This is a genomic window from Campylobacter sp. VBCF_01 NA2 (genome assembly GCF_027797205.1).
In the GTDB taxonomy this organism is placed as follows: domain Bacteria; phylum Campylobacterota; class Campylobacteria; order Campylobacterales; family Campylobacteraceae; genus Campylobacter_B.
This window is the reverse complement of record NZ_CP115607.1, coordinates 1,401,011-1,415,157: the sequence shown is the minus strand read 5'-3', so window position 1 is coordinate 1,415,157 and position 14,147 is coordinate 1,401,011. Positions and strand designations below refer to the sequence as shown.

The window sequence follows — 14,147 nt, the reverse complement described above, 5'->3', positions numbered from 1 at the left end:
TCTATATAAAAATAAAATTTAAAGGGATAAATATGAGCAAAATTTTAAATTTTACACTTCTTAGCATAGTATGTGCTGGCTCACTGTGTGCTAAGCAGATTACCGACCAACTAGGTCGCAATGTCGAGATTAAAGACGAGGTTTCTAAAATCGTTGTTTTGCAACACCAAAGCTTAAATGTGCTAAACCAAATCGGTGCTATTGATAAGGTTGTAGGCGTGCTAGAAAGCTGGGAAAAACAGCTTGGCAAAAACTACGCAAGACTTGCCCCAAGTCTTAAAGAAATGCCAGTAGCTGGGGATTTAAAGCAGGTAAATTTCGAAAGTGTGCTAGCTTTAAAGCCAGATGTGGTAATCGTCACAAACTACCTTCCAAAAGAGCAAATCAATAAACTTGATGAGCTTAAAATTCCGGTTGTAGCAATGAGTTTTTTCAAAGGTGGTGAGGATAACGACAAGGTAAATCCGACCTTCGAAGATGATGAAAAAGCCTATAATGAGGGATTTTACGAAGGTGTGGAGCTTCTAGGAAACATCGCAAATAAAGAAAAAGAGGCTACCGAGCTGATAGAGTATATCAAAAACTCACAAGCCGAACTAAAAGCGAAAATGTCACAAATCGACACAAAAAATAGAGTAAAAATTTACATGGCAAATCCAGATTTAACCACCTACGGCAGTGGCAAATACACAGGTATAATGTTCGAGCGTGCAGGTGGTGAAAATGTTGCTAAAAAGGACATTAAAGGCTATAAACAAATCTCAGCAGAAAAGCTTTTGTCCTATAATCCAGATATAATTTTTGTCCAAGAACGCTACCCTGGGGTTCCAGATGAGCTTAAATCAAACCCTCTATTAAAGGAACTTAGCGCAATTAAAGAGGGCAAAATTTTCCTTATGCCAGAATATGTCAAAGCGTGGGGATATCCTACTCCTGAGGCTATGGCACTTGGCGAGGAGTGGCTTGCAAGGCTACTGTATCCGCAAAACTTCGAAAACAATTTTGATGAAAAGGTCGAAGATTATTATAAAAAATTCTACAAAACCTCGTATAAATGAGAATTTTCTTAATTATACTTTGGGCGTTTTTGGCGATTTTTTCGCTAGGGATTGGACAGTATAGCTTAGGCATTGGTGAAATTTTGAAAATTTTGCTAGGACGAGGCGATAGCGTCGCAAGTAGCGTGATTTTTACAATACGAATTCCTAGAATTTTGCTAGCTTCCCTTTGCGGAGGCACACTCGCCCTTGCTGGACTGTGCTTACAAAGCGTGTTTAAAAATCCACTAGTCGGTCCCAACATAATCGGAATAAGCACCGCTAGCGCCCTTGGTGGCGCACTTGCGATACTTTTTGGATTTGCAAGCACACTTTTGCCACTTTGTGCCTTTATTTTTGGCGTAATAGCACTTTTGTGCCTATTTTTCCTAGCAAAATTTGTCCGCAAAACCGACATTTTCTCGCTAATTTTAGCAGGCATTGTCATCAATGGCCTATTTTCTGCGCTAATTTCACTCACACAATATGTCGCAGATGATGAAAATATCTTGCCAAACATAATCTACTGGCTTCTTGGAAGCTTTGCGAGTGCAAACTACGATAAGCTAGTGTTATGCGCAGCCGTGTCGATACCTTGCATAATAATCTTAATCCTAATGCGATTTAGATTTAACCTTTTAAGCCTTGGCGATGCCGATTTAAAAGCACTTGGCGTAAATGTCGCCGCACTTCGCATTGGTATTTTAGTGCTTTGCACACTTTTAATCTCAGCCCAAGTTAGTGTCAGTGGAAATATCGGTTGGATAGGGCTCGTCATCCCGCATATCGCAAGGATAGTGTGTGGATCTGATAATATCCGCTCGCTTCCAGCTTGTTTTATACTAGGGGCGATTTTTATGCTTATAATCGATGATGCGTCAAGGGGAATTTTCCCAGCTGAAATTCCTATCTCAATACTAAGTGCGCTCATCGGAAGTCCGATTTTTGCAATACTTTTAAAAAGGAGCGTGGGTGGAAAATCTAGTTGAGATAAACAGCGGAGAATTTTGGTATGAGCGAGACAAAATTTTGTTTTCGGGACTAAATTTTACCGTGAAAAAAGGCGAAATTTTGGCTATTTTGGGCTTAAACGGGCAAGGTAAAAGCACACTTTTAAACTGTTTGATGAAAATTTTACCACTTCGGGCTGGAAGCGTTAGTCTAAATTCTACATTTTCATATCTACCACAAAATTTCGCCCTAAATTTTGATTTTAATGTCCTTGATATCGTGATTATGGGGAGAGTGCGAGAGATTTCGCTTTTTAGCAAACCAAGCCCAAATGACGCTAAAATCGCTCTTGAAGCCCTTGAAAATCTAGATATCGCAAACCTTGCAAAACAGAGCTTTAATAGCCTTAGTGGCGGACAGAAACAGCTTGTGCTTTTTGCTCGCTGTATCGCAAGCAAAAGCGAAATTTTGTTTTTAGATGAGCCTTTAAGCGCACTTGATTTAAAAAACCAAGATAAGGTCTTAACACTGATTTTTAAGCTTAAAAAGCGCTTTGATTTAAGCGTGATTTTCACCACGCACCAGCCCTCGCACGCCCTTGCGATATCGGATAAAACGCTAATTTTACAAAGCGATTTGAGCTACTCTTTTGGCGAAAGTAACGAAATTTTAAGCGAGCAAAATTTAACAAAACTCTATGAAATCGAAATAAAAAGGTTAAATTTCGCCAAATTCAGCGCAATAACGCAAATTTTCTCCGCGCAAAAGCAATAAAATTTACACAAAAGCAAAATTTAAATTACTTAAAATTCTCTGGATTACTTCGTCAATTTACTCCTCGAAATGTGAAGTTAAGCAAATTTTAACACTGACAAAACGGGCGAAATTTACTCCAAAACCTCGTCTAATCGCACGAACTCAAAGCCATTTTTAACCAAAATTTTAAGGCCCCCCACCACGCCTGCGCCACTTGGCTTTTCGGGGTGGTTTGCATGAGCGATGATGATGTCGCCGCCGCGCGCACTAGACACAGCGGTGCGCGCCCCTTCCGCGCTCATCGTAGCCCCTGCATCTCCTAGCACGCTAAATCCCACGGGCGCGTATCCCATATCATAAATCTGCGCCACGGCAAGCTCATCGTAATACGCCGTGCCTGAGCGGTAAAATTTCGGGCGCGCGCCAGTAAGCCTTGCGATTAATTCCGCGTTTCGCGCGATTTCATCGTATAGCTCGCCAGCATCCGCCGTGCCCTTTATGCCGTAAATGCTAGCCCCATTTAGCGAGGCTGGGGAGTGTGCGGTGCCGTGATTTTCGATTTCAAAATTTGGATTTTGGCGCAAACGCTCGAATTTTTGCGGGAATTTCTCTATCCAGCGCAAATTTACAAAAAATGTCGCTTTTAGGCTGTGTTTTTCTAAAAATTCCACGATTCTCTCGTCCAAATCGTCCGTTTTGCTTCCGCACAAATCGAGCGTGAGGGCGACTTGCTTTTTGTCAGTTTTGAAATTTTTAATTACACCCTGCAATTCCTCGCCCCAAAGTTTGGGCGTGGAGGCAGAGTATTTTTGCAAAATTTGCTCTTTGGTCAAATTTTCGCCCTGCGCGCCACACAAAACCCCCAAAGCGCAGATAAAAATTAAAAATTTTTTCATTGATTTCCCCTGTAAATTCGGCTAAATTTAAAAAGGGGCAAATTTTGAAATTCGTTAAAATTTCGAAATTTTACCCCAAATTTGCGCTTAAATTTTGTTTATTTTTGCGCCAAAATGTCGCCAAGCACCTTTGCGGCGTGGTCTTTGGCTTTGACAGATTTATAGACTTTTTCGATTTTGCCGTCTTTGCCGATTAGAAATGTCGAGCGCACGATCCCTAGATACTCGCGCCCGTAGTTTTTGCGCACTTGAAGCACGCCGTAAGCCTTGGCGACTTCGCGTTCGTGGTCGCTTAGTAGGATATGGCGTAGGCTTTGCTTGGCAATGAAACCTGCGTGTGATTTGGTGCTATCCGGGCTAATGCCGATAATCAGGGCGTCCTCGGCGATAAATTTATCCCAAAGCTCGCTAAATTCGCACGCCTCAGTGGTGCAACCAGGCGTATTATCCTTAGGATAAAAATACAAAACGACCCTTTTGCCGATAAAATCGCTTAGGCGAATTTGCACCCCGTCGGCGTTTTCTAGGGCGAAATTTGGCGCCATATCGCCCTTAGCAAGCGTGATTTTGCGCGCTAAATCCTCTGCGCTAAATGTAGTCTCAGCCATTTTGCGCCTTTTTTCGCATATCTGCGACGCTTTCGCCACCGAAATAGAAATTCTCAGCCTCGTCGTATTCGAATTTCACGACCACGCGACTTGGCACCTTGCCTAGGTTTTCGACCATTGTTTTGGTGATTTCGCCAGCGATTTTGTCTTGCAACTCCTTGCTTGGGGCTGGTTTGGTTAGGTGGATATTGATGATTGGCATTTTTACTCCTTTATAAAATAATCTCCGTCAAAACTGATTAGCGAATATTTTCGCTCATCACCTAGTGCGCCGACAAGCTCATTTATGCTTAGAAATGTCAGGCTGTCTGCGCCGATATACTCGCGCACCTCTTCGGTGCTTTTGTTTGCGCTGATTAGCTCGGCGTAGCTTGGTGTGTCTATGCCGTATCTATCTGGGTGCTTGATTTCTGGGCTTGCGATACACATGTGAATCTCCCTCGCCCCAGCGTGGCGCAGAAGCTCGACGATTTTTTTGCTCGTGGTTCCGCGCACGATACTATCGTCGATGACGACTATGCTTTTGTCTTTTAAAACCTCGCTCATAGGGTTTAGTTTGAGTTTGACCTTTAAATTTCGCATTTCTTGTGTCGGCTCGATAAAGGTGCGCCCCACATAGTGATTTCTCACAATCGCTAGCTCAAAAGGCACCTCGCTTGCAGCCGAGTATCCCAAAGCTGCTGGCACGCCACTATCTGGGACAGGGACGACAAAATCCGCCTTGATATTTTTGCATTTCCCAGCCAAAACTGCGCCTAGTTTTTTGCGGATATTATAGACATTTTTGCCCTCGACCGTGCTGTCTGGGCGGGCGAAATATATGTATTCAAACGCGCAAATTCTAGGATCAACCTCTTCGAAAATTTGAAGCGATTTTATCTCGTCTTTGCCCTCTTCGAAAATCACCATTTCGCCGGGCTTCACATCTCTGATAAACTCCGCTCCCACCAAATCAAAGGCGCATGTTTCGCTCGCTACGATATATCCGCCATCATTTAGTCTTCCGATACTAAGGGGCCTTACGCCGTGTGGATCGCGCAGGGCAAACATTTTGCTACGACTTAAAATCAGAAGCGAATACGCCCCAGCGCATTTTTTCACAGCCTCGATTATGCGGTTTTGCAATTTTTTTTCTTTGCTTCTAGCGATCAAATGCAAGATATTTTCTGTGTCCATATTTGACTGAAATATCGCTCCCTCGGCGATTAGCTCAGATCTAACGCTATCTTTGTTTATTAAATTTCCATTATGCACGATTGAAATTTCGCCTAGGGCGTATTTAGCAGAGATTGGTTGCGCGTCGTGGATACTCTCGTTGCCTGCTGTGGAGTAGCGATTGTGGCCGATTGCGCTATTTCCCTTTAAAATTTCAAGGGCTTGCGGGGTGAAAATTTTGGTTACTAGTCCTTGACCTTTTACCGTGTTTATATGGTGGTTGTGATTAGCACTTACTCCGCTTGCCTCTTGGCCTCGGTGCTGCATCGAAAACAGCCCATAAACCGCCGTTTTAGCCGCATTGGCTGAATTTATAACTCCTACTATCGCGCACATTTTAAAATCCTAAACAATCATTTATGCTATAAAGGCCATTTTTTTGTGTGGCAAGCCAAATTCCAGCCTTAATCGCGCCATTGGCGAAGGTTGCACGGCTCGTGGCGGTATGGTTTAGCTCGATATACTCGCCATCGTTGTAAAACCCTACCGTGTGGCGTCCGACGATATCGCCACCACGAAGTGCCATGACAGCGATTTCGTCTTTGCCCCGCTCTCCGATTAGTCCGTCTCTACCGCTAACTCGCACTTTTTTGATATCTAAATTTCGCGCATTTGCAGCAGTAGTGGCTAATGTCATTGCTGTGCCACTTGGGGCGTCTTTTTTGTGTTTGTGGTGCATTTCGACTATTTCGCAATCAAAATCGCGCAAAGCCTTGCTAGCTAGATTTACGAGCTTGTTTAGCACGGCTACGCCAAGGCTCATATTTGTCGCGTGAAAAACTGGCATTTTTTGCGCGCACTCTTTTAGTAGTGCTTCGCCCTCATCGCCTAGGGCAGTAGTGCCGATGACAAGGGGTTTTGGGTGAGTTTGGGCGAATTTTAATAAATTTATTGCCCCATCTCTAATGGTAAAATCAATCACCACATCGCAAGAATCAAAAAATTTCGCCAAATCGTCTGTGATTACGCATTTGGGGCTGTATGATAGCTCCTCGATAGTATAAATCGCGCTAACTTCCGCGTTTTCGTAGTTTTTCAGACACTCGTAAATCATACTTCCCATTCTACCGCTACCGCCGTGGATACCAATCCTAACCATTTTAACCCTTTCTGAATTTGTAAAAATTTGGCGTAGTATAGCCAAATTTAGCTTATTTCTGAATTCGTCGCGGATTATTTTATAGCGCAAAGAAATGCGAAGCATTTCCGAAAAATAAAACCAGCTAAATTTAGAAAAACGCAGTTTTTCTAAATTTAGCCACCTTGTAAAGCGTCGTCGGGGGTAGGGGGATTGTAAGGGGGAAGGGGCGCGACCTCGCAATTCAAGCCCCCTTCCCCCTTACGAGAAAAGCACGACGCAATCTAAAATTTAAAAAATAATTCAATGCTAAATTTAGGTTGAATTTTGAATTTAAATTTTTCTGGATTGCCACGCTCGTTATACTCGCTCGCAATGACAGCAAATTTACACACTTTAAATTTTATGCTCGTAGATTGCTTCGAATTTGCTATGCAAATTCTCGCAATGACACACCCGGCGTAAATTTTGTCCGCTATTGTCATTGCGAGGAAAGGCACAGCCTTGACGAAGCAATCTACGACTTTAAAATTTTTACCGCTAAATTTGCAAAATTTTAAATTTCACTTCTCTACGCCAAGGCCGACGCTGATGAAGCTATCTTGCTTCGCGCTGACATTTGCAGGCTTTTTAATCACGATTTGTGAGTCTGAGACGCCCAAATTTGCAAGCGCGCTTTGCACGGATTTAGCGCGCGCGTTAGCCAAATCCTCCAAGCGCGAGGTTGTGAATTTTTGCGCCTGTATGAGTTTTTCAAACCCCTCTTCGCCACCCTCTTTTATGCGGTGTTTCGCCCTTAGGCTCGCAATCGCAGCGTCAGATGAGAGATTTTCTTTTAGCATTACCCTGTCTATATTTTCGTTTAGCGTGACGAGCTTAAACGCCCTAGTATCGAGCTTCTCGTTATATGCTGGGGTTAGGGTGATTTTGATTTCTGGCTTTGATTTTGCAATCGTGGCAAGATTCTCGATTTTTTCGTTTTCGCTGATTAAAATCTCGCTACTAGCTGGCTCAAAGTCGATTCCATCGAGCGAGGCAGTATCGATTCCAGCGATTTTGCCCAAAAACCTAAACGGACTTAGCACGATATCGCCAAATAGCTTCGTCACAGCCCCCACGATAACGCCACCAAAGCTAAATTTCGGATCGTTTAGATTCCCGCTGATTGGCAGGCTGACATTGATTTGACCGTCGCTGTCTTTGAGAATCGAAATCGCTAAATCCAGCGGTAAATTCAGCGCGTCTTTGCTCTCAACTTTTTCGCCAAGCACGAGATTATCGAGGTTTATGTCGTTTGTGGCGTTTAGTTTGGAGGCGTTGATTTTATAATTTAGCTTTAAATTGCTCTTGCCACTTTTTATCTCATAGCCTACGAATTTCGCGCTGTATGGGGTGATATCACTGAGCGCGACATCTTTTAAAACCACGCTAATATCGCTTTTTTGCTCGGGCGCGAAAGGATAGGTCCTAAGAGCGATTTGCCCTAAGCCACTTTTGCCCACAAGGCCGTTAAATTTGAGGTTTGCTTGGGATTTGTCGCTGATTTTATCGATTGTAGTTTTGATTTTGGAGACCGTGATATTTAGTGGCATAAATAGCGTATCATCGATGAAATTAAACGAGCCGTTTTGCACGCTGAGATTTGCAATATTTACGCCAAAACCGCTTTTTTGCCCCCTGGCTTGGGCTTTTGGCGCAGATGTTTTGGAGGCTGGTTTGCTTGTGGATTTTGGCGAAGTTTTGGCTAGTTTGGCTAGGTTTATCTCGCCGTTTTTGGCGATATGGATTTTCGCGTAAGGGGCGTTTATGGCGATATTTTTGATATCGATTTTGCTCTCATTTAGGCTTAGTGCGCCCACTTTTGCGCTATTTATGCTAAAAATTTTCGCCCCTTTTGCGTCGTTTAGGGCTAAATTTTTGCCCGAAATTTCGGCATTTAGCGCGAATTTATCGCTAAATTTGAAATTTCCTTTTAAATTTGCGCTACCACTTGCGATTTTTGCGTTTAAAAACTGCTCCAAATACGGGTTTGCTTTGCGCAAATCAGGGTGAGCGACATCAAAATCAATGTCTAAATTTAGCGGATTTATGGTGATTTTCGAGGTCGCATTGGCGCTTATTTCGTCGCTTGCCACGCTTGCTTTGGCGCTAAAAGGGGCGCTAAAATTGCTAGATAGATTTTGCACGCTAGCGTCAATTTTAGCGAGGTTGTGGGTTATCTTTGGGGCTACGAAGCTCTCTGTGATTTTCGCGTGGCCGCCATTTAGCGCGATTTGCGCGATAGCAAAGCTAAATTTTGGCTCATTTTTGGCTGGTGAAATACTGCGCGCGGAGCCGTTATTTTCGCTATTTTGCGTGAAATTTCCCTCTGGGGCGAGTGTGTGTATCGCAGAGCGCAAATTTTGGCTAAATTTCGCATTTTCCGCCTTGCTAGGCGCGTAAGAAATCACGCTTAAATCGTTTATGCTTTTTGCGCCCTCTTCGCTAATCTCTGAGTTAAAAAACGGCGCGTCAATGCCGATTTTGTCGATATTTAGGGCAAGTTTATCTGGGGCAAAATTTAACTTTTGCACGCTTAAATTTTTAATTCCGCTAAATTTTTCGTTTTTATTGGCTAGGTCAAATTCGCCAAATTTTGCTAAATTTAGGGCTAAATTTGAGCCTTTTTCGTCCATTTGGAAGCTAAAATCATCTGCGCTTAAATTTGCCAAATCTATCTTGTCAAATTTCGCCAAGGCTAAATTTAGTGGCAAAATTTCGATTTTTGCGACTTTCGCCTCTGTTTTGGAGGCGTTGTTTTCGCCCCTGAAATTTGCGCTGATTTGCGAAATTTCGCCACCATTTGCGCTTAAATTTATTAGGCTATCGTTAAATTTGCACTCGCTTAAATTTATCTTGTCCAAATTCGCATTTAAGCCCAAATTTTCGCCCTCTAAGCCAAATTTTAAACCAAAATCAAAAGCCCTGAATTCGCCCAAACTCGCGTTATTTTCTGCGCTTAAAAACTCGCTATTTTTAAGCGCGATTTCACCAGCGCCCAAAGTGGCGGCTAAATTTCGGCCAAATTTGGCGTCAAAATCGATATTTGCAAGCGAAATTTGCTCTGATTTGATTAAATTTTGGCTAGCAAGCAGGGCAAGGTCATTTAGTGCGATTTTGCTTTTTTTCAAATTTAGCGCGATTTCCTCGTCCAAAATCACCTCATAAAGGGCATTTGCGCTGATTTTCCCGCCAAGAAGATCAAGCTCTTTTATGTCCAAAAACGATAGCCAAAAGGGATTGATTTTGAGATTTTCTACGCTTAAATTTCCCTCGATTTTAAGCGGATTTAGGCTGATTGAGCCTGAGTGAAAGATATTATCAAAAGTCTGCGAAGAGGCGTTAAAATCGTGGTTTCCGATAGAATTACTAGCCAAATTTAGGCCGGCGATTTCGTAGTTTAAGCTACCAAGCTCGATTTTAAAGGGTCTTTCTAGGCTCAAATCTTCGTAAAAAACCCCGCCGTTTTCGATTTTGAAATTATCCAGCTTGACATTTATGCTCGAATTTTCGTCTGTTTCTTCGCTCTCGCCCCCAGCATAAAGGCTTTCGAAATTAAACGAGCCGTTATTTTCGCGCGAAATACTGATTTTAGGGCTTTGCAGGCGCAGGGTTTGGATATCTATGGTTTTGTTAAACAGCTCGCCAAATTTCAGCTTGACATCGATTTTTTCGGCCGAAAATAGCGGTTTGAAAGTCGAAAGCGAGGGAGCTGTGATGTTTAGCTCGTAGGTGAAGGGGTTAAATTTCGCGCTTTTAACGCTGAAATTTGCCTCGTTTTCTAGGATTTTTGGAACTGCTTTTTCGATGAGAAGTGGCACGCCAAAAAAGCCAAAAAGCGTGTAAAACGCGCCAATCCCACAAATGCTATAAATAAATTTTTTCTTGTGTTTTGCTAAAAATTTTACCATTTTTGCGCCTATTGATTGTTAAATTTAATAATCTAAAATTATAGCAAATTAAATTAAAAGGCTGATTTTGTTAGTTCATATCTGTTGTGCGGTGGATTGTGATTATTTTTTGCGCAGGTTGGCGCGCGAGTGCGACGAGCCCTTGGTAGGGTATTTTTACGACCCAAACATACACCCTTACAGCGAGTATTTGCTGAGGTTGGAGGACGCAAAGAGCGTGTGCGAGGGACTTGGGATTAAATTTTACGCTGGGGAATATGATTATGAGGCGTGGCTTAGTGGTGCAAAAGGCCTTGAAAACGAGCCAGAAAAGGGCAGGCGCTGTGAGTTTTGCTTCGATTTTCGTATGCAAAACACCGCCTGTTTCGCGCGCAGTATTGGCGAGCAAAAAATCACCACGACGCTTTTAATGAGCCCCAAAAAATCGTACGCCCAGCTTGTAAATTCGCTAGAAAAAATCTGCAAAGAGCAAAATTTGGAGTTTGTCGCGCCTGATTTTCGCAAAAACGGCGGCACGAACGAGCAGTTTGCCCTAGCCAAAAAAGACAGCCTCTATCACCAAAACTACTGCGGCTGCATGTTTGCGCTACGCGCGCAGCGCACAGAGGGCGAAATTTACGAGCTTATGTCGCCAGTTGGCGGGGAAATACTGCCTGCTTCGATAGAAGAAAAGTTTAAAATTTATAAAAAAGTGGCGAAATTTAGGCGCGAAGGGGTGAAATTTGAGATTATCAGAGATGAGTTTTTAAACTACCGCCTGCTTAGGGCGTGGGTGAAATTCTCTGGGCAGATAAGCCCCTCGTTTATCTTGCATAACTCCCATTTTAGGCGCGAATTTGTCAAATTTAGCATAAATGAGAGTTGCGAGAAATTTTACTGCGATAAGGGCGAGATTAAAATTTTAAGCCTTAAATTTTTCAACGAAATTTTAAAAACAGATTTCAAAAACACAGCCGAAATTTTAAAAAATCCGCCAAGCCTGAAAAAACAAGAGCAAATTCGCGCGAAAATTTGCGGTGCGCGCTCGCTTTCGCCAATCATCGTCGTAGATGAAATTTACCCAGCCAAAGTGGAGATTTACGCGCTATCTCGGATATTTTTAGATGTTAGGGAAATTTTAGTAAAGTTAGGGTAAAATGGCAAGAATTTTTATCAAGGATACGAAATGATTGACATAACCGAAATCTTAAACATACTCCCGCACCGCTACCCGTTGCTTTTGATCGACAAAGTTACCGATATGGATATGGGAAAAACGATAATCGCTTACAAAAACATCACCTATGGCGAGCAAATTTTCCAAGGACATTTTCCTGGCCACCCGATTTATCCTGGCGTGATGATTATCGAGGGACTTGCCCAAGCTGGGGGAATTTTGGCGTTTAAATCTATGGAAGCTGAGGGCACAGATTTAAGCGATAAGGTTGTGTATTTTATGAGTATCGACAAAGCGAAATTTCGCAAACCAGTGCGCCCAGGTGATCGCTTAGAATACCGCTTAGAGGCGATTAAACACAGAGGCAGAATTTGGCAGTTAAAGGGCGAAGCGTATATCAAAGATGACGCAGGAGGCGATGTTTTGGCAGCCGAAGCTGAACTTCAAGCAATGGTAATGGATAAATAAAATGAGCAAAATTCATCACACCGCTATCGTAGAAGATGGCGCAGTTTTGGGCGATGATGTCATAATCGAGCCTTATGCGTTCATAAGCGCTCAGGCCAAAATTGGCTCTGGCACACTCATAAAGCAGGGCGCGCGCATCATCGGCGATACTACAATCGGCGAAAATTCTAAAATTTTCTCTTATGCGATTGTGGGCGATATCCCGCAAGATATCAGCTTTGAAGTAGGCGAAAAAACAGGCCTCATAATCGGCAAAAACGCCACAATCCACGAATTTTGCACCATTAGCTCTGGTTCGCACAAGGGAGATGGATTTACGCGCATTGGCGATAATATCTTTATGATGGCGTATTGCCATGTGGCGCATGATTGTATTTTAGGCGATAATATTATTTTGGCAAATTCAGCCACTTTGGCTGGGCATGTGCAAATGGGCGATTACGCAGTAATCGGCGGTCTAACCCCCGTGCATCAATTCGTCAAAATCGGCGAGAGTTGCATGATAGCAGGGGCTAGCGCGCTTGGACAAGACATAGTGCCGTTTTGTCTAGCGGAGGGAAACAGAGCCTATATCAGGGGGCTAAATTTAACAGGAATTCGCCGTAGATTTGACAGAGATACGGTCGAAATCATCAACAAAGCATATAAATTTTTGTTTAACCAAGGCGTGGGATTAAAAGAACAAGCCGAAATTTTGATAAACGAAACAGATAATGCGCATGTGAAAAAAATGTGCGATTTTATATTAAACACAAAACGCGGAATTCCGCTAGATAAGGGTAGAAATTAATGTCAGATAAATGTAGTTTTTGTGGTTCGAGCGAAAAGGACGGACTTACGATTTTCCCAAACGATAGTGGCACGGCTTCGATTTGTAGCTATTGTATAGATCAGGCTTATGCAGCACTTCATGGCGGGGAGGTCGCAAAAAAAAGCGAACGAATCGCAGGTGAGATAGATTTCGAGGCGATTAAACCAAAGGCTTTAATGGAGGTTTTGGATAGATATGTAATCGGCCAAGAAAGGGCAAAAAAGATTTTTAGTGTGGGTGTTTATAACCACTACAAACGAATTTTTCGCAAAGATGAGATAGAGGGCGACGATACTGAAATTTCAAAATCAAATATTTTGCTAATCGGTCCGACAGGAAGTGGAAAAACGCTTATGGCGCAGACTTTGGCTAGGTTTTTAGATGTGCCTATTGCAATCAGCGACGCTACAAGCCTAACAGAGGCTGGATATGTGGGCGAAGATGTCGAAAATATCCTAACTCGCCTGCTTCAAGCAGCCGGTGGCGATGTCGATAGGGCTCAGCGAGGAATTGTGTTTGTCGATGAGATTGATAAAATCGCTAGAATGAGCGAAAATCGCTCGATTACGCGTGATGTCAGTGGCGAGGGCGTGCAACAAGCGCTTCTTAAAATCATCGAAGGAAGTGTGGTAAATATCCCGCCAAAAGGTGGCAGAAAACACCCTAATCAGGACTTTATTCAGATTGATACGACAAATATTTTATTCGTTTGCGGTGGAGCGTTTGATGGCATAAACGAGATTATCGGACGCAGAATCGGCAAAAATGTGCTTGGTTTTGGGCAAGAAAAACGAAGCAAAAAGGAAAACCAAAATTTGCTTGGCATGGTAGAGGCTGATGATTTGGTGCATTATGGGCTAATCCCTGAGCTTATCGGCAGACTTCATGTCATGGCGAGTTTAAACGAAATCGACGAGGCGGCAATGGTTAGAATTTTAACCGAGCCAAAAAATGCGATTTTAAAACAATACCAAAAACTTTTCGCAATCGACGGGGCAAATTTGAAATTTGACGATGAAGCTCTAAGCGAGGTAGCAAAACTTGCTATCAAGCGCAAAACTGGTGCTAGGGGACTTAGATCGATTATTGAAGAGATTATGATTGATATAATGTTTGACCTACCAGAGCTTAGTGGATATGATGTGATTATCTCAAAAGAGGTAGTCAGTGAGGGCGCAAAGCCGATATTAGTAAAACAAAATTTAACTGCATAGGGGAATA

13 protein-coding genes are annotated in these 14,147 nt (G+C 42.8%); 7 read left to right on the top strand and 6 right to left on the bottom strand.

Annotated features, from left to right (window positions below; genetic code table 11):
* Window positions 1-32 precede the first annotated feature (32 nt).
* From PF027_RS07130 to PF027_RS07120, 3 genes are read left to right on the top strand one after another with little or no spacing between them, the layout of a single operon-like run.
* Complete coding sequence (locus tag PF027_RS07130; RefSeq protein WP_270872738.1) at window positions 33-1,058, top strand: ABC transporter substrate-binding protein; 1,026 nt, start codon at window positions 33-35, stop codon at window positions 1,056-1,058.
* Window positions 1,055-2,026 (top strand): FecCD family ABC transporter permease, encoded by a 972-nt coding sequence (locus tag PF027_RS07125; RefSeq protein WP_270872737.1) that lies wholly within the window; start codon window positions 1,055-1,057, stop codon window positions 2,024-2,026. Before PF027_RS07130 ends, PF027_RS07125 begins: the two co-directional genes overlap by 4 nt.
* On the top strand, window positions 2,010-2,762 hold the full coding sequence (locus tag PF027_RS07120; RefSeq protein WP_270872736.1) for an ABC transporter ATP-binding protein: 753 nt from the start codon (window positions 2,010-2,012) through the stop codon (window positions 2,760-2,762). The genes PF027_RS07125 and PF027_RS07120 overlap by 17 nt, the downstream gene beginning before the upstream one ends.
* Window positions 2,763-2,875: 113 nt before the next feature.
* Here the strand turns inward: PF027_RS07120 and PF027_RS07115 are convergent, their stop codons facing one another.
* The 6 genes from PF027_RS07115 to PF027_RS07090 all read right to left on the bottom strand — a co-directional run bounded on the left by PF027_RS07115 (window position 2,876) and on the right by PF027_RS07090 (window position 10,491).
* Window positions 2,876-3,640 (bottom strand): polysaccharide deacetylase family protein, encoded by a 765-nt coding sequence (locus PF027_RS07115; RefSeq protein ID WP_270871531.1) that lies wholly within the window; start codon window positions 3,638-3,640, stop codon window positions 2,876-2,878.
* A 98-nt stretch (window positions 3,641-3,738) separates the two neighbouring features.
* A complete protein-coding gene (gene bcp / locus PF027_RS07110) occupies window positions 3,739-4,206 on the bottom strand; it encodes a thioredoxin-dependent thiol peroxidase (RefSeq protein ID WP_270866603.1) in 468 nt (155 codons plus the stop codon).
* Between the two features lie 34 nt (window positions 4,207-4,240).
* Window positions 4,241-4,450, bottom strand: a complete 210-nt coding sequence (locus PF027_RS07105) for a tautomerase family protein (RefSeq protein ID WP_270862507.1) — start codon at window positions 4,448-4,450, stop codon at window positions 4,241-4,243.
* A gap of 2 nt (window positions 4,451-4,452) precedes the next feature.
* Complete coding sequence (gene purF / locus PF027_RS07100) at window positions 4,453-5,799, bottom strand: amidophosphoribosyltransferase (protein ID WP_270871532.1); 1,347 nt, start codon at window positions 5,797-5,799, stop codon at window positions 4,453-4,455.
* A gap of 1 nt (window position 5,800) precedes the next feature.
* A complete protein-coding gene (gene dapB, locus PF027_RS07095) occupies window positions 5,801-6,562 on the bottom strand; it encodes a 4-hydroxy-tetrahydrodipicolinate reductase (protein ID WP_270871533.1) in 762 nt (253 codons plus the stop codon).
* Between the two features lie 542 nt (window positions 6,563-7,104).
* Entirely contained in the window at window positions 7,105-10,491 is a 3,387-nt protein-coding gene (locus tag PF027_RS07090) for a DUF748 domain-containing protein (protein ID WP_270872735.1), read from the bottom strand.
* A 67-nt stretch (window positions 10,492-10,558) separates the two neighbouring features.
* On the opposite strand from PF027_RS07090, the gene PF027_RS07085 reads away from it, so the two are divergent.
* Genes PF027_RS07085 through clpX form a run of 4 tightly spaced genes read left to right on the top strand, consistent with a single transcriptional unit; the run spans window position 10,559 to window position 14,140 of the window.
* Window positions 10,559-11,626, top strand: a complete 1,068-nt coding sequence (locus PF027_RS07085; protein WP_270872734.1) for an epoxyqueuosine reductase QueH — start codon at window positions 10,559-10,561, stop codon at window positions 11,624-11,626.
* A 30-nt stretch (window positions 11,627-11,656) separates the two neighbouring features.
* Window positions 11,657-12,115 carry a 3-hydroxyacyl-ACP dehydratase FabZ gene (gene fabZ, locus PF027_RS07080; protein ID WP_270859936.1) on the top strand — a complete coding sequence of 153 codons (459 nt, stop codon included), beginning with the start codon at window positions 11,657-11,659 and terminating at the stop codon, window positions 12,113-12,115.
* A 1-nt stretch (window position 12,116) separates the two neighbouring features.
* Complete coding sequence (lpxA, locus tag PF027_RS07075) at window positions 12,117-12,905, top strand: acyl-ACP--UDP-N-acetylglucosamine O-acyltransferase (RefSeq protein ID WP_270868980.1); 789 nt, start codon at window positions 12,117-12,119, stop codon at window positions 12,903-12,905.
* Window positions 12,905-14,140, top strand: a complete 1,236-nt coding sequence (gene clpX / locus PF027_RS07070) for an ATP-dependent Clp protease ATP-binding subunit ClpX (protein WP_270868979.1) — start codon at window positions 12,905-12,907, stop codon at window positions 14,138-14,140. The genes lpxA and clpX overlap by 1 nt, the downstream gene beginning before the upstream one ends.
* The last annotated feature ends 7 nt before the right edge of the window (window positions 14,141-14,147 follow it).

What these genes read in the sequence shown, in the direction of transcription:
- PF027_RS07130 (WP_270872738.1), top strand. Translation starts at nt 33, where the DNA reads ATGAGCAAAATTTTAAATTTTACACTTCTTAGCATAGTATGTGCTGGC.
- PF027_RS07125 (WP_270872737.1), top strand. Translation starts at nt 1,055, where the DNA reads ATGAGAATTTTCTTAATTATACTTTGGGCGTTTTTGGCGATTTTTTCG.
- PF027_RS07115 (WP_270871531.1), bottom strand. Translation starts at nt 3,640, where the DNA reads ATGAAAAAATTTTTAATTTTTATCTGCGCTTTGGGGGTTTTGTGTGGC.
- PF027_RS07105 (WP_270862507.1), bottom strand. Translation starts at nt 4,450, where the DNA reads ATGCCAATCATCAATATCCACCTAACCAAACCAGCCCCAAGCAAGGAG.
- purF (WP_270871532.1), bottom strand. Translation starts at nt 5,799, where the DNA reads ATGTGCGCGATAGTAGGAGTTATAAATTCAGCCAATGCGGCTAAAACG.
- dapB (WP_270871533.1), bottom strand. Translation starts at nt 6,562, where the DNA reads ATGGTTAGGATTGGTATCCACGGCGGTAGCGGTAGAATGGGAAGTATG.
- PF027_RS07090 (WP_270872735.1), bottom strand. Translation starts at nt 10,491, where the DNA reads ATGGTAAAATTTTTAGCAAAACACAAGAAAAAATTTATTTATAGCATT.
- fabZ (WP_270859936.1), top strand. Translation starts at nt 11,657, where the DNA reads ATGATTGACATAACCGAAATCTTAAACATACTCCCGCACCGCTACCCG.
- lpxA (WP_270868980.1), top strand. Translation starts at nt 12,117, where the DNA reads ATGAGCAAAATTCATCACACCGCTATCGTAGAAGATGGCGCAGTTTTG.
- clpX (WP_270868979.1), top strand. Translation starts at nt 12,905, where the DNA reads ATGTCAGATAAATGTAGTTTTTGTGGTTCGAGCGAAAAGGACGGACTT.